Genomic DNA, 16,231 nt, shown 5'->3' on the forward strand with positions numbered 1-16,231 from the left:
AGGCCCTAGATGCCGATGCTTTGGATTTTGGAAAGCGCAACACTGCCCAGCCCAGCCAGGTTGAGCGTCATCTCCGAACCGTTGGTGCCCATGGTCACACTGGTGACCGAGGCCGGCAGGTTGGTGGTCATGGTGGTGGCCTTGCCATCGATCGAGGCGGTGGCCTTGAAGGTGTAGGCACCTGCTGCGACGGCTTCGCCGTCGTCATTCAGGCCATTCCAGGTAAAGTCGATCTTGCCGGCTTTCTGCGTACCCAGGTCGATGGTGCGCACCAGCTTGTCGTCCTTGTCGTAGATGCCCACCGAAGTGGCAGTACTGGACGACGTCAGATTGACCGTACCTTTCATTTCCTTGCTGGTGTCGACCAGAGCCTTGTTGGTCTCGACAATTACGTTGCGCCCGACCAGTGACGACGCCTGCAAGGCCTGGGATGACTGCAAACCGGCCGCGATACTGGTCACCGAATCATTCAGAGACTGCATGCTTTCGAGGCTGCTGAACTGCGCCAGCTGCGCCACGAACTCGCCGTTCTCCTGCGGGTCGAGCGGGTTCTGGTTCTTCATCTGGGTAACCAGCAACTGCAGGAATGCATCCTTGCCCAAGGCGCTGCCGGCGCTGCCTGTGCTGCTGTCGGTCTTCGACGTCTGCTTCTGCAGCGAGGTCAGGTACGCGCTACCGGCCTCGGTGGTGGAATTGGTGGTGGTCATGTCGGCTTCCTATCACTGCCCCAGGGTCAGGACTTTCTGCATCATGCTCTTGGCCGTATTCATCAGCTCGGCGTTGGTCTGGAACGCGCGGCTGGCGGAGATCATGTCAGCCATCTCTTCGACCACGTTGACGTTCGGGTAGTAGACGTAACCGTCCTTGTTCGCCGCTGGGTGGTTGGGCTCGTAACGGGCCTCCAGGTTGCTTTGATCCTCGACGATGCCTTTTACCTGCACGCCCTGCCCTGCCTCGCCCTGGTCTTCGAACAGCGACTGGCTACCGCCGGCCTGCGCGTCCTGGAAGGTGGTGGCGAACACCGGGTGGCGGGCGCGGTAGGTCTGGTCGATGCTCGAGGACACCGTCTCGGCGTTGGCGATGTTGGAAGCAACGGTGTTCAGGCGCGTGTTCTGCGCACTCATGCCGCTACCGGCAATGTTGAAGACACTGGAAAGGGACATGGTCATTCTCCCCGCAGGGCCGAAACCAGCCCTTTGAATTTACTGTTGAGCAAAGTGAAGCTGGCCTGGAAGCCGATGGCGTTTTCGGTGTAGTTCGATTGCTCGATCTGCGCGTCCACGGTGTTCTGGTCGATCGACGGCTGCGTTGGCGTGCGGTACTTGAGGGTATCGTCAACCATGGCCAGGCCCTCGGCCTCGATATGGCGGCTGTTGGTACGATCCAGGCTGAAACGGCCGCCGCTCTGCTGCTTGTCGCTCTCGGCAGCGAGCACCGAAGCGAAGTCCATGTCTCGCGCCTTGTAATTGGGCGTGTCGGCGTTGGCGATGTTGTTGGCCAGCACTTCGGCACGCTGGGCGCGGAAGCCCAGAGCCTTTTCGTGAATACCAAGCGCCTTGTCGAAGCTGATGCTCATGTCGGGGAAACCTTCGGAGGTTGACCGGAATATCGTTGGCCAAGGTGTAGCAAGGGCTGTGCCAAACAACCGAAAGCCCGGAAATACGGGCTTGCAGAGCGAGGTGCTGTCAGAGTGATGCCAGAAAAGCGGCAAAGGCCTTCCGCCTTCGGCCGCGAAAGCGGCAATTGCCGGGCGGCAGAAGCGGCAAAACAAAAATTTGACGTCAATGAGCAGCCATCACCACCAACCACGGACACCTGCCCCGCCCTCTCACAGCACATACACATGAACTTCGCCGAACATGCCGGGAATGAAGTCGCCTTTTCCTACAGCTGACTCAGAAACCTCCGATCCGAATCCATGATGGGATTTCCCCCTGTACACGCTGTCAGGGAGACACCTCATGTACCTGGATTACCTCGTGCCCTCCTGGCACGAGATCGAGTCACGTGTCATCGCCATGGTGGGCTACCAAAGCGGTGGCCAGTTCCGCACCAGCCTCAATGAAGAGGTCGCCTCGCTAGGCCTCAACCTGCGCCGGATCGAAGCCGTCCGCACAGCCTTCTACCACGCCGAATGGCAGGCGGCGCACGTGCTGCGCCAGCGCTTCGCCGACCTCGACATCAACAGCATCGTCGACGAACTGCTGATGGTCGTGCGGCAGATGGCGATGATCGTCGCCGGCAGCACCATTACCGGTGGCCTGCTTGGCGCGGGGGTTGGCGCATTCGCCGGCGGCGCCGGAACCATTCCGTTCGCCGGCGCGGGCGCGGCCATGGGCCTCAAGGTCAGTGGCTGGATCCTCGGCGCGCTGGGGCTGGCCTCCATCGCCGAGTTCTTCATCGAGGGCTTGCCGCGTATCGGCGAGTACTACGTCGACGGCATTCGCTTCGCTTGGGAAGGCACCTGCGGCAATGAAGGCACGGGCCCGTTCTGCCGGGACGACCCCTATGCGATATCCCGGGCCACGCATCAGATTGCCCAAGGTCATGTGGAGGTCGTGCTGCTGTTGCTGGGGGCGATCGTGTCGTACCTCACCCGCGGCCGCGGCGATGCCCGGGTGCTGGCCCAGGAAATGGCGGCCAGCCGCAAAGGTGCGCGGCTGGGGCAATGGATGCTCAAGCATGAAGAAGGGTTGAAGCAACGGCCGGACCTGCAGGTGCCGGAGCGGCGCAAGGGGGTGGTGGGTGAGCCGCAACCGATGCAGCCTGATCGGCCGGCAGGGAAAGACAAGGAGCCCTCGACAGGGAAGCCCGGTAGCATGCCGTTGCATACCGTGGCGTGCTTCAAGGCAGACAAATTGCCAGTATCCAAGCATGGCGAGTTTGAACGGCAGTTGAAAGGGCAGCAGGAAGGGTTGAACCGGCTGACGGTTGAGGAGTTTCTCGAGAATATTGCCAACCCCGTAAAGCGGAGCCCTAGCGCGGCAAAAAGAGCGCGCAAAGAGCTGGAAGAAGCACTGACCCAGCGACTGGAAGAAGAGTTACAGGAATCAATGGGATATAGAGCTGCAAAAGCAGAAGCAGCTAAGAGGGCAAAGAAAACCATGGCAAGCCTTGCAGCCCTGCACAACCCTGACCTTGTAGCCGGCGGGAAAGATGTCATTGCTGATTTTGGAGATCGGCAGGTCAACTCAAGTATCGGACCACAATGGAAGACTAAGGTCGAGAACCTAAGAAATGCCGCAGCGGCAATACCAGAATCCTCTCGTGGCAGAACGTTGATAAATGTAAATCTTCACAAATGCTAGGAGACAATAAATGGATGAGGCTTTTTCTGTTTTTCTAGAAGAGTTTGGCAATACCATAGAGCGCCGAGAAGTCCCAGTATCGAGCATTCAGCGCTATCGCGGGACACTGCCTGATCAGCTACTGGAGTATTGGAGCGAGCATGGATGGTGCGGTTATGGCGATGGGATTTTCTGGATGGTCAACCCACAGGAGTATAATGGCATTGTAGCATCCTGGCTTGAAGGCACCGCGCTCGAAACCATCGACAACTATCACGTGATTGCCAGAAGCGCCTTTGGAGACTTGTACCTCTGGGGAGAGAAGACAGGCGCATCACTCAAAATCACGAGCGTGCTTTCGCGCTACAGAGTTCATAACTCCATTTACGTTGGAGACAAAATGAACAAGGGGGTTAAGGCCTTCATGGCATCCAAGCGGGTAGATACCAACGACTACGGCGACCTATTCAAGCCGGCTCGACAAAAACTTGGCCAGCTAGGCCCTGACGAGATGTATGGTTTCACCCCCGCCATCATGCTTGGCGGCCCTGATAATCTTGACCATTTGGCGAAAGTAAAAATTGTGGAGCACTTGATGCTCCTATCGCAAATATCCGAACTCAAGCCATTCGCCCTTTCCGACTTTTAGGCAATTTATCTACAAGCACAGCCTTCCCGCATCGACCAGCAATGGACCAAGCGCCGCCAGGCGCTTGGGACCCACTCCTGATTACCGCAAAATTTCATCTCACGGAGATAGCCGACTCACTTCGCCTGGTAGATGATCCCCGGACTGCACTGCACCATCTGGTAATGGTCCGGCAGCCCGTTCAGCGCCTCGGAAGCCCCGAGGAACAGATAGCCGCCCGGCTTCAAGGTACTGTGGATACGTAACAGGATGTCCTTCTTCACCTGCGCCGAGAAGTAGATGAGCACGTTACGGCAGAACACCACATCGAACTTGCCCAGGCTGGCATAGCTGTCGAGCAGGTTGAACGAGCGGAACTCGACACGGCTGCGAATCGCCGGCTTGACTGCCCAGCGCCCCGGCCCCTTGGTTTCGAAGTAGCGCTGCAGGCGCTCCTGGGACAAGCCACGGGCAATCGCCAGGCTGTCGTACTCGCCGGTCTTGCAGTTGGTCAGCATGGTGCCGGACAGGTCGGTGGCCACGATTTGCGCGCCCATCTTCAACTGGCCGAGGTTGCTGCGTTCGAACTCGTCGATAGCCATGGAGATGGAATACGGCTCCTGCCCCGACGAACAGGCCGCCGACCACATGCGCAGGCGCTGGCCAGGGTTGTTGCGGATGAACTCGGGGATGACCTTGTTCTTCAGCACCTCGAACGGGTAGGTATCGCGAAACCACAGGGTCTCGTTGGTGGTCATGGCATCGACCACCTGCTCGCGCAAGCCGCCGCGCGGTTGGGCCTGGATGCGCTGCACCAGTTCGCCCAGGCTCTTGATGCCCTGTTGCTCCATCAGCTTGTTGAGACGGCTGGAAACCAGATACTGCTTATTCTCGCCCAGCAGGATGCCACAGGCTTTCTCCAGGAAGACCCGGAACTGTTCGAAATCCAAATTACCCGTAGACACTACTGCCGCCTCTTTTCAATCACTGGTGCCGGGGGCCTGCCCCCGGCTGCTTCAATGCGCCGCCTTGATCCGGTCGACCACCCGCTGGGCCAGGTCGTCCGGCTTGAACTTGGCCAGGAAGTCATCGGCACCGACCTTCTTGACCATCGCCTGGTTGAACACCCCGGAAAGCGAAGTATGCAGGCAGATGTGCAATTTTTGCATGCGTGGGTCACTGCGGATCTCTGCCGTTAGCGTATAGCCGTCCATTTCCGGCATTTCAATGTCCGAGATCATCATCAGGAACTCTTCTTCCGGCTTCTTGCCCTCATCCACCAGCTGGCGCAGGTAGTTCAGGGCCTGACGGCCGTCATTGAGCGCCACCACCTCGACCCCCACGGTCTGCAGGCAGCGGCTGACCTGTTTGCGCGCCACCGACGAATCGTCGACGGTGAGCACCCGCAGCAGCACGGCCTTGTCCTGCACCTCGGCATCGATCACACCGGCCGACACCGACTCGGAGGACGGCGCCACTTCGGCCAGCACCTTCTCCACATCGATGATCTCGACCATGCGGTTGTCCACCCGGGTGACCGCGGTCAGGTAGTGGTCGCGGCCAGTGCCCTTGGGTGGCGGATGGATCTCTTCCCAGTTCATGTTGACGATGCGCTCCACCGAATGCACCAGGAAGCCTTGGGTCTTGGTGTTGTACTCGGTGATGATCACGAAACTGTTGCGCGTGTCTTCCTGCAGCGGCCGCAATCCGGTGGCCATCGACAGGTCGAGGATCGGGATGGTCGCCCCGCGAATATTGGCAACCCCACGCACCACCGGGTGCGCCTTGGGCAGCAGGGTCAGCGCAGGGCATTGCAGCACTTCCCTGACCTTGAATACGTTGATGCCGTAAAGCTGTTCGCCATTGAGGCGGAACAGCAGCAATTCCAGGCGATTCTGCCCCACCAGCTGCGTGCGCTGGTTGACCGAATCCATAACACCTGCCATGCCAGACTCCTTTATGTTTCAGCCTTTCGTTGCAACTCAGGTAGCGAGTCGGCACGGGCTTTGCTTTTTTGAGCGCCATGTACACGAAAACGACATTTTTCCGACGACTGACGCGCCTGCTGACTGGCTCGCTGGCCATGCTGTGCCTGCTGGTGCCCGGCGCTCGCACGGTAGCGGACGCGTTTACCTTGCCTGAACAACTTATCGGTGTCACTCAAGGGTTTCTTGAATTCAGCGTCGAAGATTATCTGGCCACCACCCAGACCGCCGGCCGTTACGAGATCCAGGTCAACCCGCTGGACCCGCGCCTGCGCATGCCGCTGTGCAGCCAGCAGCTGGACGCCTCGCTTGAAAGCCCGGCCCAGCCGTTGGGCCGCGTCACGGTGAAGGTGCGCTGCGAAGGCTCGGCGCCCTGGACCGTGTTCGTGCCGGCCACTGTGCGGCTGTTCCGCGACGTGGTGGTGGTGACCCGACCACTCAAGCGCGACAACGTGGTGGGCGAAGGCGACGTGGCCCTGCGCGAGCGGGATGTCGGAACCCTGGGCCAAGGCTTCCTGACCGAACTGGAGCAGGCGGTGGGCATGAAGATGCTGCGGCCCACGGTGATCGACCAAGTACTCACCCCGCAACACCTGGAACAGGCCGAAGTGGTGCGCAAGGGCGACCACGTGGTGATCATCGCCCGCAGCGGCAGCCTGAGTGTACGCATGCCCGGGGAAGCCCTGAGCAAGGGTGGCCTGAGCGAACAGATCCGGGTGCGCAACCTCAATTCCAAACGGGTGATCAAGGCCAGGGTGACCGGCCCTGGACAGGTAGAGGTGAGTATGTAGCCAGCCCATTGATTTGCGCTGGCGGTGAGGAACCGCTTTTCCTAAACTGTGTCAGAAAACGGGTTCGCGAGCTTGCTGACAGGCGGCTATGCATTTGTGCCTAAAGTTTCTTTCGGGTTGGCCGAAAACAAGGCAAGCGTCCAAATACCCAGAGGTTTCTGATCATGGTCATCGACTTCAGTCGTTTGAATAACTCTCCGTCCGTCACGGGCGGCGTGCGCGGCAACACCGCGTCCGGCAGCGCCGAAAAACCGGCAGCCAGCCAGGAAGCGGCAACCGGCACCAGCGCCAGCGGAGAAGCGGTACACCTCAGCCAAGAGGCCCAGCAGTTGCAGAAGATCAGCGACAAGCTGCGCGACGAGCCGGTGGTCAACAGTGCCCGTGTGGCCCAGTTGAAACAGGCGATCGCCGACGGCAGCTACCAGGTCGATGCCGGCCGGGTCGCCAGCAAACTGCTCGATTTCGAAGCCCAGCGCTGACCGTTCGGCGCGCTGACTTCACGGACGCTAGAAAAGCCAAGAGTTAGCCATGCACGACACCACCTTGCTGCAACTGATCGAAGATGACATTGCCCCGCTGCAGGAACTGCTTGACCTTCTGCAAAAGGAAGCGATCGCCCTGCATGGCCGCGACATGCCGCTGCTGGAGCAGATCCTGGCGCGCAAGCAGTCGTTGATCATCTTGCTCGAGCAGCACGGCCAGCGCCGGAGCCAGTTGCTCGGCAGCCTGGGCCTGAGTGCAGATCGGGCAGGTGTGCAGGCGCTGGCTGCGCAATCGGCTCATGGCGAAACGATGCTGCAGCGGCTCGACATGCTTTCGCAGCTGATGGACAGCTGTCAGCAGGTCAACCAGACCAATGGCCGGATCATCCAGGTGCAGCAGCACGTCACCAACAACCAGATCCGCATCCTCATGGGCGGAGACTCTCCGTCGCTCTACGACAGCCGCGGCAGTACCTCGCCGCTGGCCAAGCCACGGGCGCTCAGCCAAGTGTGATTTTTCTATTAAGGCACGGAACATACTGGCAAAATGCCGTTAATTGCGTGTGTCGCTTTTGCCTGGAGAACGATAAGCCGTGTTCAATGAATCCGATGCCCCGCAGCCGCCAAAGGTGCTGAACACCCCTTTGGAGATTGCGGCCAATTTGCGGCAGCTGCAGGAAAGCCACGACCCCCTGATCATCACCTTCCACGACCGCAGCCAGCGCTTCCAGAGCTACGTGGTGCACGTGGACCGTGAAAGCAACATCCTGGCGCTGGACGAGATGATTCCGCGCGATGGTGAGAAATTCATCGAGAACGGCGAACACTTCCGCGTCGAAGGCTTCCATGATGGCGTGCGTATCGCCTGGGACTGCAACCATGCGTTGAGGATCAGCGAAGTCGACGGCCACCGCTGCTACCGCGGCGCCATGCCTCAGGAGATGACCTACCACCAGCGCCGCAATGCCTTCCGCGCCGCGCTGAAGCTATCGCAGCTGGTCGATATCATCCTCGATGGCACCCACCTCAAGGGCAACGGCGCCCTGCGTGGGAAGCTGCTGGACATCTCCGCCACCGGCTGCAAACTACGCTTCGAAGGCAATGTCGAGGATCGCCTGCAACTGGGCCAGGTATATGAACGCTTCAAGGCAGGCACCCCGCTGAGCCTGGTCGATACCATGGTCGAGCTGCGCCACCTGCACTATGAAGAGCGGATCAATACCACCTTTGCCGGCGTGCGCTTCCATAACCTTACCGGGCAGGCGCAGCGCAAGGTCGAGAGCTTCGTGTACCAGTTGCAGCGTGAAGCGCGGCGGTTCGACAAGGACGACTATTGATCGTCGGCCGAGTACAAAACGCCACCTATCAAGGTGGCGTTTTCATTTGTGATTCTCCTGTGCCGGCCTCTTCGCGGGCATGCCCGCTCCCACAGAACTGCACATAACTCATTGAATTAGAAGGGACTCTGTGGGAGCGGCTTTAGCCGCGAACACCGGCGCAGCCGGTGCCATGCACCGCGTTGGATTCTTCGCGGCTAAAGCCGCTCCCACAGGGTACGCGTACTGCTTGCGGATCCAGTTATCTACGCGACAGCTCTCCCACAGGTACAACGCATGCCTTGAACGCTGCGCGGTCGCTGTGGGAGCGGGCGTGCCCGCGAAGAGGCCGGCACAGGCCTACACCGACTTGCTGACCTCACCTTCCGGCTCAGGCTCCTTGTCAGCCCCCTTCTCCTCCGCCTCGGTATCCTCAGCCGCCACCGGCGCCTGCATTACCTCCTGCACCGTCTGCTCATCCACCCGTGGGTCCAGCGCCGCCGACAGTGGCGAACCGGCAGCCGGCATCGCAACGTGGCCCAAAGGCGCATCCTGCACCTGGTGCAGCCCGGTGACCGCCTTCGGACGAATGCGCCACACCAGCACCAGGGCAAAGAACACGAAGAAGGCATACAGCATCTGCGGGCCCAGCACCTTCATCAGCACGCCTGCCGCCAGCGGCCCGATACACGCGCCCACACCGTAGGTCACCAGCAGCATCGCGGTCAGCGACACCCGCCGCTCGCTTTCCACATGGTCGTTGGAAAACGCCACCGCCAGCGGGTAGAGGCAGAACTGCAGCAACGAAATCACGAAACCTATGCCGAACAGCAACTCCAGCGGCACACTGGGCAGCATTGCAAGTGGCGCCGAGGCCAGCGCCAACCCCACGGCCACGCTGCGGATCAGCACCGCCCGATCGTAGCGGTCAGACAACCAGCCCAGCGGCCACTGCACCAGCAGGCCGGCAAAAATGCAGCTACCCATGAACAGACCGACCTGTTCGGTAGTCATGCCTTGGCTGGAGGCATACAAGGGCGCCAGGCCATAGAACGAGCCGACGATCAGCCCTGAGCCCAGCACCGTGCTGAGCGACTGCGGCACCCGCTTGATGAAGAACTTCGGCTCCATCGGTGCCGGGCGCAACGGTGCGGGGTGAATGCGCCGGGTCATGGCCACCGGCACCAGGCACAGGGTGAAACACATGGCCACCAGCATCAGCAGCTCCAGGCCAAGCTGTGGGTGCACCACCAAAATCAGCTGGCCGAGCACCAGGCCCAGGTAAGAGGCGATCATGTAGCCGCTGAACACCGCGCCGCGGTGCTTCACATCGGCCTGCTCGTTCAGCCAGCTTTCGATGACCATGTACTGGCACATCATCCCCAGGCCGACGATCATCCGCAGCCCGACCCAGGCCGGCAGCCAGCTGGTCAAGCCATGGCCGAGCACCGCCGCACCGACGATGCCAGCACAAGTGGCGTAGGCGCGAATGTGCCCTACTCGGCCAATCAACCGGTGGCCGACCTTGCCGCCTACCGCCAGGCCAAAGTAGTTGGCCGCCATCAAGGCACCCACCCACAGGCTGTCGACATGATCGGCTGCCAGGCGCAGGGCCAGGTAGGTACTGAGCAGGCCCGAGCCGATCAACATCATCAGCGCGGCGAAATACAACGACTGAAACGGCTTCCATATATTTCGCATAGGTCCCTTGCGGCTCCCGGGTCAGGTGGCGATGGGTTGCAGCCAAGCATAAAAGCAAAATTGCTGCGGCGCAGTCCCCTGCCTGACAATTCGTGAATCAAGGGCGCGTCCAGTGTCGGTCATGTCGTGTTCATGCACGTGCACCGGACTGCACTCAAGCGTTTCGCTCTCACGGTTTTTGAATGCAAGCGCAATACCGGGAGAAATACTCAACTTCTATTCGAGTAATATCCGGCTGGCCTGATAACCGGCTTCCCCCGTCGAAGCCGCCCTCATTCCCGCAAGGTCATGCCATTGGCCGGCAGCGGCAGGGCCGTCTTGTAACGCACCTGCTTCAAGGCAAAACTGGAACGGATATTGGCCACCCCCGGCAACCGCGTCAGATAATCCAGAAACCGTTCCAGCGCCTGGATGCTGGGCAGCAGTACCCGCAACAGATAGTCCGGATCGCCCGTCATCAGGTAGCACTCCATCACCTCGGGCCGTTCGGCAATCTCTTCCTCGAATCGATGCAACGACTGCTCGACCTGTTTTTCCAGGCTCACATGGATGAATACGTTCACGTCCAGCCCCAACGCCTCGGGCGACAGCAAGGTCACCTGCTGGCGGATCACCCCCAGCTCCTCCATGGCCCGAACCCGGTTGAAGCACGGCGTGGGAGACAGGTTCACCGAGCGGGCCAGTTCGGCGTTGGTGATGCGGGCATTTTCCTGCAGGCTGTTGAGAATGCCGATATCGGTACGATCGAGTTTGCGCATGAGACAAAATCACCGGTTTTTTGTGTTTATGCGGAATGTTTATCTGCCCTGCTCGGCAAAGGCAACCAACTTGAGAGAAAAATTCTCCTGCCGGACCACTAAGATGTAGGGGACGCTGACCTACCAGTCACAAGCCGGTACTCAGCGGCGGCCGCTTCAGAGCTCACAAAAACAAATACCCGAGCGAGCGTAAAAAGCATGAACGAGTACGCCCCCCTGCGTTTGCATGTGCCCGAGCCTACCGGCCGGCCAGGCTGCCAGACCGATTTCTCCTACCTGCGCCTGAACGATGCAGGTCAAGCCCGTAAACCCCCAGTCGATGTCGACGCTGCCGACACCGCGGATTTGTCCTACAGCCTGATCCGCGTGCTCGACGAGCAAGGCGACGCGCAAGGCCCGTGGGCCGAAGACATCGACCCGCAAGTTCTCCGCCAGGGCATGCGCGCCATGCTCAAGACGCGGATTTTCGATAGCCGCATGGTGGTCGCCCAGCGCCAGAAGAAGATGTCCTTCTACATGCAGAGCCTGGGTGAAGAAGCCATCGGCAGCGGCCAGGCCCTGGCGCTGAACCGCACCGACATGTGCTTCCCCACCTACCGCCAGCAAAGCATCCTGATGGCCCGCGACGTGTCGCTGGTCGAGATGATCTGCCAGTTGCTGTCCAACGAGCGCGACCCGCTCAAGGGCCGCCAACTGCCGATCATGTATTCGGTGCGCGAGGCCGGTTTCTTCACCATCAGCGGTAACCTGGCGACCCAGTTCGTGCAGGCGGTCGGCTGGGCCATGGCCTCGGCGATCAAGGGCGATACCAAGATCGCCTCGGCGTGGATCGGCGACGGCGCAACCGCCGAGTCGGACTTCCACACCGCCCTCACCTTTGCCCACGTGTACCGCGCCCCGGTAATACTCAACGTGGTCAACAACCAGTGGGCGATCTCCACCTTCCAGGCCATCGCCGGTGGCGAGTCGACCACCTTCGCCGGCCGTGGCGTGGGTTGCGGCATTGCCTCGCTGCGAGTCGACGGCAACGACTTCGTCGCCGTGTACGCTGCCTCGCGCTGGGCCGCCGAACGCGCCCGCCGTGGCCTGGGCCCGAGCCTGATCGAGTGGGTCACCTACCGTGCAGGCCCGCACTCGACCTCGGACGACCCGTCCAAGTACCGCCCGGCCGATGACTGGAGCCACTTCCCGCTCGGCGACCCGATCGCCCGCCTGAAGCAGCACCTGATCAAGATCGGCCACTGGTCCGAGGAAGAACACCAGGCCACCACTGCCGAACTGGAAGCCGCGGTGATCGCCGCGCAGAAGGAAGCCGAGCAGTACGGCACGCTGGCCAACGGTCACATCCCGAGTGCAGCCTCGATGTTCGAGGACGTGTACAAGGAAATGCCCGACCACCTGCGCCGTCAACGCCAGGAACTGGGGGTTTGAGATGAACGACCACAACAACAGCATCAACCCGGAAACCGCCATGGCCACCACTACCATGACCATGATCCAGGCCCTGCGCTCGGCCATGGATGTCATGCTCGAGCGCGACGACAATGTGGTGATCTACGGCCAGGACGTCGGTTACTTCGGCGGCGTGTTCCGCTGCACCGAAGGCCTGCAGAACAAGTACGGCAAGTCCCGCGTGTTCGACGCGCCGATCTCCGAGAGCGGCATCGTCGGCACCGCCGTGGGCATGGGTGCCTATGGTTTGCGCCCGGTAGTGGAAATCCAGTTCGCCGACTACTTCTACCCGGCCTCCGACCAGATCGTTTCCGAGATGGCGCGCCTGCGTTACCGCTCGGCCGGCGAGTTCATCGCCCCGTTGACCCTGCGCATGCCCTGCGGTGGCGGGATCTATGGTGGCCAGACCCACAGCCAGAGCCCGGAAGCGATGTTCACCCAGGTGTGCGGCCTGCGCACTGTCATGCCGTCCAACCCGTATGACGCCAAGGGCCTGCTGATCGCCTCGATCGAATGCGATGACCCGGTGATCTTCCTGGAGCCCAAGCGCCTGTACAACGGCCCGTTCGACGGCCACCACGACCGCCCTGTCACCCCCTGGTCGAAGCACCCGCAAAGCGCCGTACCCGATGGCTACTACAGCGTGCCGCTGGACAAGGCAGCCATTACCCGCCCCGGCAATGACGTGACCGTGCTGACCTACGGCACCACGGTGTACGTGGCCCAGGTGGCCGCCGAAGAAACCGGCGTCGACGCCGAGGTGATCGACCTGCGCAGCCTCTGGCCGCTAGACCTGGAGACCATCGTCGAGTCGGTGAAAAAGACCGGCCGCTGCGTGGTGGTACACGAAGCTACCCGCACCTGCGGCTTCGGCGCCGAACTGGTGTCGCTGGTACAGGAACACTGCTTCCACCACCTGGAGGCGCCGATCGAGCGCGTCACCGGTTGGGACACCCCCTACCCCCACGCACAGGAATGGGCTTACTTCCCAGGGCCTTCGCGGGTAGGTGCGGCATTGAAAAAGGTCATGGAGGTCTGAATGGGCACGCACGTCATCAAGATGCCGGACATTGGCGAAGGCATCGCGCAGGTCGAGTTGGTCGAGTGGTTCGTCAAGGTCGGCGACATGATCGCCGAAGACCAGGTGGTGGCCGACGTCATGACCGACAAGGCCACCGTGGAAATCCCTTCGCCGGTCAGCGGCAAGGTGCTGGCACTGGGTGGGCAGCCCGGTGAAGTGATGGCGGTCGGCAGCGAGCTGATCCGCATCGAAGTGGAAGGCAGCGGCAACCATGTGGATGTGCCCACCAAGGATGCGCCCAAGCGCGAACAGGTCGAGGCCCCCGCTGCCCTGGTAGCCGCCAAGCCAGAGCCGCAGAAGGAAGCAAGACCGGCCGCGTGCCAGGCGCCCGTCAACCACGAGGCAGCCCCGATCGTGCCGCGCCAGCCAGGCGAAAAGCCGCTGGCCTCCCCGGCGGTGCGCAAGCGCGCCCTGGATGCCGGTATCGAACTGCGTTACGTGCATGGCAGCGGCCCGGCCGGGCGTATCCTGCACGAAGACCTCGACGCCTTCATGAGCAAACCGCACAGCGCTGGCGGACAAGCGCCGAGCGGTTATGCCAAGCGCACCGACAGCGAGCAGGTGCCGGTGATCGGCCTGCGCCGCAAGATCGCCCAGCGCATGCAGGACGCCAAGCGCCGCGTCGCGCACTTCAGCTATGTGGAAGAAATCGACGTCACCGCCCTGGAAGCCTTGCGCCAGCAGCTCAACAGCAAGCACGGCGACAGCCGCGGCAAGCTGACCCTGCTGCCGTTCCTGGTGCGCGCCCTGGTCGTGGCACTGCGCGACTTCCCGCAGATCAACGCCACCTATGACGACGAAGCCCAGGTCATCACCCGCCATGGCGCGGTGCATGTGGGCATCGCCACCCAGGGTGACAACGGCCTGATGGTACCGGTACTGCGCCATGCCGAAGCTGGCAGCCTGTGGAGCAATGCCGGCGAGATCTCGCGCCTGGCCAACGCTGCTCGCAACAACAAGGCAAGCCGCGATGAGCTGTCCGGTTCGACCATCACCCTGACCAGCCTGGGCGCACTGGGAGGCATCGTCAGCACGCCGGTGGTCAACACCCCGGAAGTGGCGATCGTCGGCGTCAACCGCATGGTCGAGCGGCCTGTGGTGATCGACGGCCAGATCGTCGTGCGCAAGATGATGAACCTGTCCAGCTCGTTCGACCACCGCGTGGTCGATGGCATGGACGCCGCGCTGTTCATCCAGGCCGTGCGCGGCCTGCTCGAACAACCCGCCTGCCTGTTTGTGGAGTGAGCATGCAACAGACTATCCAGACTACCCTGTTGATCATCGGCGGCGGCCCTGGCGGCTACGTGGCTGCCATCCGCGCCGGGCAACTGGGCATCCCCACCGTGCTGGTGGAAGGCCAGGCACTGGGCGGTACCTGCCTGAACATCGGCTGCATCCCGTCCAAGGCGCTGATCCACGTGGCCGAGCAGTTCCACCAGACCTCGCGCTTTGCCGGGCCGTCGGAGCTGGGCATCAGCGTCGCCTCGCCGCGCCTGGACATCGGCCAGAGCGTGGCCTGGAAGGACGGCATCGTCGACCGCCTGACCACCGGCGTCGCCGCGCTGCTGAAAAAGCACGGGGTCAAGGTGATCCATGGCTGGGCGAAGGTGCTCGACGGCAAGCAGGTCGAGGTCGATGGCCAGCGTATCCAGTGCGAGCACCTGTTGCTGGCCACTGGCTCCAGCAGCGTCGAACTGCCAATGCTGCCGCTGGGTGGGCCGATCATTTCCTCGACCGAAGCCCTGGCGCCGAAAACCCTGCCGCAGCACTTGGTAGTGGTGGGCGGCGGCTACATCGGCCTCGAGCTGGGCATCGCCTACCGCAAGCTGGGCGCCCGGGTCAGCGTGGTGGAGGCGCGCGAGCGCATCCTGCCAACCTACGACAGCGAGCTGACCGCCCCGGTGGCCGAATCGCTGAAGAAGCTGGGCATCACCCTGCACCTGGGCCATAGCGTCGAAGGTTACGAAGGCGGCTGCCTGCTGGCCCGTGATGGCCAGGGCGGCCAACTGCGCCTGGAAGCCGACCAGGTGCTGGTGGCCGTGGGCCGCCGGCCACGCACGCAAGGTTTCAACCTGGAGTGCCTGGACCTGAAGATGAACGGCGCCGCCGTCGCCATCGACGAGCGCTGCCAGACCAGCATGCGCAACGTCTGGGCCATCGGCGACGTGGCCGGCGAACCGATGCTGGCGCACCGGGCCATGGCCCAGGGCGAGATGGTCGCCGAGATCATCGCCGGCAAGGCGCGTCGTTTCGAACCCAGCGCGATCGCCGCGGTGTGTTTCACCGACCCGGAAGTGGTGGTGGTCGGCAAGACCCCGGAGCAAGCCAGCCAGCAAGGGCTGGACTGCATCGTCGCGCAGTTCCCGTTCGCCGCCAATGGCCGGGCCATGAGCCTGGAATCGAAAAGCGGTTTCGTGCGGGTGGTGGCGCGCCGTGACAACCACCTGATCCTGGGTTGGCAGGCGGTTGGCGTGGCGGTTTCCGAGTTGTCGACGGCGTTTGCCCAGTCGCTGGAAATGGGCGCGTGCCTGGAGGATGTGGCCGGAACCATCCATGCCCACCCGACACTGGGTGAGGCGGTACAGGAAGCGGCGCTGCGCGCGCTGGGCCACGCCCTGCATATCTGACACTGAAGCGGCCGAGGCCGATTTGGCCCGCAGCGCCCCTGGCGTTGCGGGTCTTTTTTCATTCAGGCCTTACGGCGGTCCAACACAAAACCTGAAACCACCGCGGTCTCTGTGGGAGCAGGC

Annotated in this window: 18 protein-coding genes; 11 read left to right on the forward strand and 7 right to left on the reverse strand. The window is 61.9% G+C overall.

The window, feature by feature from the left end; translation table 11 throughout:
- Positions 1–5: 5 nt before the first annotated feature.
- The 3 genes from flgD to flgB are packed head-to-tail and all read right to left on the reverse strand — an operon-like array spanning position 6 to position 1,576.
- Complete coding sequence (gene flgD, locus AC2T3R_RS18900) at positions 6–707, reverse strand: flagellar hook assembly protein FlgD (RefSeq protein WP_397461289.1); 702 nt, start codon at positions 705–707, stop codon at positions 6–8.
- A 12-nt stretch (positions 708–719) separates the two neighbouring features.
- Positions 720–1,163 (reverse strand): flagellar basal body rod protein FlgC, encoded by a 444-nt coding sequence (gene flgC, locus AC2T3R_RS18905; protein WP_025340101.1) that lies wholly within the window; start codon positions 1,161–1,163, stop codon positions 720–722.
- Between the two features lie 2 nt (positions 1,164–1,165).
- Entirely contained in the window at positions 1,166–1,576 is a 411-nt protein-coding gene (gene flgB, locus AC2T3R_RS18910; protein WP_023661397.1) for a flagellar basal body rod protein FlgB, read from the reverse strand.
- A 114-nt stretch (positions 1,577–1,690) separates the two neighbouring features.
- Here flgB and AC2T3R_RS18915 point away from each other — a divergent pair, with 114 nt between their 5' ends.
- From AC2T3R_RS18915 to AC2T3R_RS18925, 3 genes are all read left to right on the forward strand, one after another.
- Positions 1,691–1,894 carry a hypothetical protein gene (locus AC2T3R_RS18915; protein ID WP_486744104.1) on the forward strand — a complete coding sequence of 68 codons (204 nt, stop codon included), beginning with the start codon at positions 1,691–1,693 and terminating at the stop codon, positions 1,892–1,894.
- Positions 1,895–1,961: 67 nt separating this feature from the next.
- Positions 1,962–3,308, forward strand: a complete 1,347-nt coding sequence (locus AC2T3R_RS18920) for a DUF6861 domain-containing protein (RefSeq protein ID WP_486744105.1) — start codon at positions 1,962–1,964, stop codon at positions 3,306–3,308.
- A 10-nt stretch (positions 3,309–3,318) separates the two neighbouring features.
- Positions 3,319–3,936 (forward strand): GAD-like domain-containing protein, encoded by a 618-nt coding sequence (locus tag AC2T3R_RS18925; RefSeq protein WP_410952747.1) that lies wholly within the window; start codon positions 3,319–3,321, stop codon positions 3,934–3,936.
- A 116-nt stretch (positions 3,937–4,052) separates the two neighbouring features.
- On the opposite strand, the gene cheR is transcribed toward AC2T3R_RS18925, so the two are convergent.
- Together cheR and AC2T3R_RS18935 are read right to left on the reverse strand one after the other, a co-directional pair.
- Positions 4,053–4,880 carry a protein-glutamate O-methyltransferase CheR gene (cheR, locus tag AC2T3R_RS18930; protein ID WP_023661396.1) on the reverse strand — a complete coding sequence of 276 codons (828 nt, stop codon included), beginning with the start codon at positions 4,878–4,880 and terminating at the stop codon, positions 4,053–4,055.
- A 51-nt stretch (positions 4,881–4,931) separates the two neighbouring features.
- The gene (locus AC2T3R_RS18935; protein ID WP_013973629.1) at positions 4,932–5,861 is read right to left on the reverse strand and encodes a chemotaxis protein CheV; all 930 of its coding nucleotides are present in this window, start codon (positions 5,859–5,861) and stop codon (positions 4,932–4,934) included.
- Positions 5,862–5,938: 77 nt separating this feature from the next.
- Here AC2T3R_RS18935 and flgA point away from each other — a divergent pair, with 77 nt between their 5' ends.
- From flgA to AC2T3R_RS18955, 4 genes are all read left to right on the forward strand, one after another.
- The gene (flgA, locus tag AC2T3R_RS18940; RefSeq protein WP_013973630.1) at positions 5,939–6,691 is read left to right on the forward strand and encodes a flagellar basal body P-ring formation chaperone FlgA; all 753 of its coding nucleotides are present in this window, start codon (positions 5,939–5,941) and stop codon (positions 6,689–6,691) included.
- A gap of 164 nt (positions 6,692–6,855) precedes the next feature.
- Complete coding sequence (gene flgM, locus AC2T3R_RS18945) at positions 6,856–7,170, forward strand: flagellar biosynthesis anti-sigma factor FlgM (protein WP_023661394.1); 315 nt, start codon at positions 6,856–6,858, stop codon at positions 7,168–7,170.
- Positions 7,171–7,219: 49 nt separating this feature from the next.
- A complete protein-coding gene (locus AC2T3R_RS18950) occupies positions 7,220–7,687 on the forward strand; it encodes a flagella synthesis protein FlgN (RefSeq protein WP_397461292.1) in 468 nt (155 codons plus the stop codon).
- 79 nt (positions 7,688–7,766) lie between these two features.
- Positions 7,767–8,510, forward strand: coding sequence for a flagellar brake protein (locus AC2T3R_RS18955; protein ID WP_410952745.1), 744 nt, complete (start codon positions 7,767–7,769; stop codon positions 8,508–8,510).
- A gap of 339 nt (positions 8,511–8,849) precedes the next feature.
- Here the strand turns inward: AC2T3R_RS18955 and AC2T3R_RS18960 are convergent, their stop codons facing one another.
- Positions 8,850–10,190 carry an MFS transporter gene (locus AC2T3R_RS18960; RefSeq protein ID WP_003257254.1) on the reverse strand — a complete coding sequence of 447 codons (1,341 nt, stop codon included), beginning with the start codon at positions 10,188–10,190 and terminating at the stop codon, positions 8,850–8,852.
- A 272-nt stretch (positions 10,191–10,462) separates the two neighbouring features.
- Positions 10,463–10,948 carry a Bkd operon transcriptional regulator BkdR gene (gene bkdR, locus AC2T3R_RS18965; RefSeq protein WP_012273540.1) on the reverse strand — a complete coding sequence of 162 codons (486 nt, stop codon included), beginning with the start codon at positions 10,946–10,948 and terminating at the stop codon, positions 10,463–10,465.
- A 198-nt stretch (positions 10,949–11,146) separates the two neighbouring features.
- On the opposite strand from bkdR, the gene AC2T3R_RS18970 reads away from it, so the two are divergent.
- Genes AC2T3R_RS18970 through lpdA form a run of 4 tightly spaced genes read left to right on the forward strand, consistent with a single transcriptional unit; the run spans position 11,147 to position 16,108 of the window.
- Positions 11,147–12,379, forward strand: a complete 1,233-nt coding sequence (locus AC2T3R_RS18970; protein WP_013973636.1) for a 3-methyl-2-oxobutanoate dehydrogenase (2-methylpropanoyl-transferring) subunit alpha — start codon at positions 11,147–11,149, stop codon at positions 12,377–12,379.
- A gap of 1 nt (position 12,380) precedes the next feature.
- Positions 12,381–13,439 (forward strand): alpha-ketoacid dehydrogenase subunit beta, encoded by a 1,059-nt coding sequence (locus AC2T3R_RS18975; RefSeq protein ID WP_015271253.1) that lies wholly within the window; start codon positions 12,381–12,383, stop codon positions 13,437–13,439.
- Positions 13,440–14,726 (forward strand): dihydrolipoamide acetyltransferase family protein, encoded by a 1,287-nt coding sequence (locus AC2T3R_RS18980; protein WP_486744106.1) that lies wholly within the window; start codon positions 13,440–13,442, stop codon positions 14,724–14,726. It abuts the gene before it with no gap.
- A 2-nt stretch (positions 14,727–14,728) separates the two neighbouring features.
- The gene (lpdA, locus tag AC2T3R_RS18985) at positions 14,729–16,108 is read left to right on the forward strand and encodes a dihydrolipoyl dehydrogenase (RefSeq protein ID WP_038410063.1); all 1,380 of its coding nucleotides are present in this window, start codon (positions 14,729–14,731) and stop codon (positions 16,106–16,108) included.
- The last annotated feature ends 123 nt before the right edge of the window (positions 16,109–16,231 follow it).

This window comes from Pseudomonas sp. PVC-5-1 (assembly GCF_057444345.1).

What these genes read in the sequence shown, in the direction of transcription:
- flgD (WP_397461289.1), bottom strand. Translation starts at nt 707, where the DNA reads ATGACCACCACCAATTCCACCACCGAGGCCGGTAGCGCGTACCTGACC.
- flgC (WP_025340101.1), bottom strand. Translation starts at nt 1,163, where the DNA reads ATGTCCCTTTCCAGTGTCTTCAACATTGCCGGTAGCGGCATGAGTGCG.
- flgB (WP_023661397.1), bottom strand. Translation starts at nt 1,576, where the DNA reads ATGAGCATCAGCTTCGACAAGGCGCTTGGTATTCACGAAAAGGCTCTG.
- AC2T3R_RS18920 (WP_486744105.1), top strand. Translation starts at nt 1,962, where the DNA reads ATGTACCTGGATTACCTCGTGCCCTCCTGGCACGAGATCGAGTCACGT.
- AC2T3R_RS18925 (WP_410952747.1), top strand. Translation starts at nt 3,319, where the DNA reads ATGGATGAGGCTTTTTCTGTTTTTCTAGAAGAGTTTGGCAATACCATA.
- AC2T3R_RS18935 (WP_013973629.1), bottom strand. Translation starts at nt 5,861, where the DNA reads ATGGCAGGTGTTATGGATTCGGTCAACCAGCGCACGCAGCTGGTGGGG.
- flgA (WP_013973630.1), top strand. Translation starts at nt 5,939, where the DNA reads ATGTACACGAAAACGACATTTTTCCGACGACTGACGCGCCTGCTGACT.
- flgM (WP_023661394.1), top strand. Translation starts at nt 6,856, where the DNA reads ATGGTCATCGACTTCAGTCGTTTGAATAACTCTCCGTCCGTCACGGGC.
- AC2T3R_RS18950 (WP_397461292.1), top strand. Translation starts at nt 7,220, where the DNA reads ATGCACGACACCACCTTGCTGCAACTGATCGAAGATGACATTGCCCCG.
- AC2T3R_RS18960 (WP_003257254.1), bottom strand. Translation starts at nt 10,190, where the DNA reads ATGCGAAATATATGGAAGCCGTTTCAGTCGTTGTATTTCGCCGCGCTG.
- bkdR (WP_012273540.1), bottom strand. Translation starts at nt 10,948, where the DNA reads ATGCGCAAACTCGATCGTACCGATATCGGCATTCTCAACAGCCTGCAG.
- AC2T3R_RS18970 (WP_013973636.1), top strand. Translation starts at nt 11,147, where the DNA reads ATGAACGAGTACGCCCCCCTGCGTTTGCATGTGCCCGAGCCTACCGGC.
- AC2T3R_RS18975 (WP_015271253.1), top strand. Translation starts at nt 12,381, where the DNA reads ATGAACGACCACAACAACAGCATCAACCCGGAAACCGCCATGGCCACC.
- AC2T3R_RS18980 (WP_486744106.1), top strand. Translation starts at nt 13,440, where the DNA reads ATGGGCACGCACGTCATCAAGATGCCGGACATTGGCGAAGGCATCGCG.
- lpdA (WP_038410063.1), top strand. Translation starts at nt 14,729, where the DNA reads ATGCAACAGACTATCCAGACTACCCTGTTGATCATCGGCGGCGGCCCT.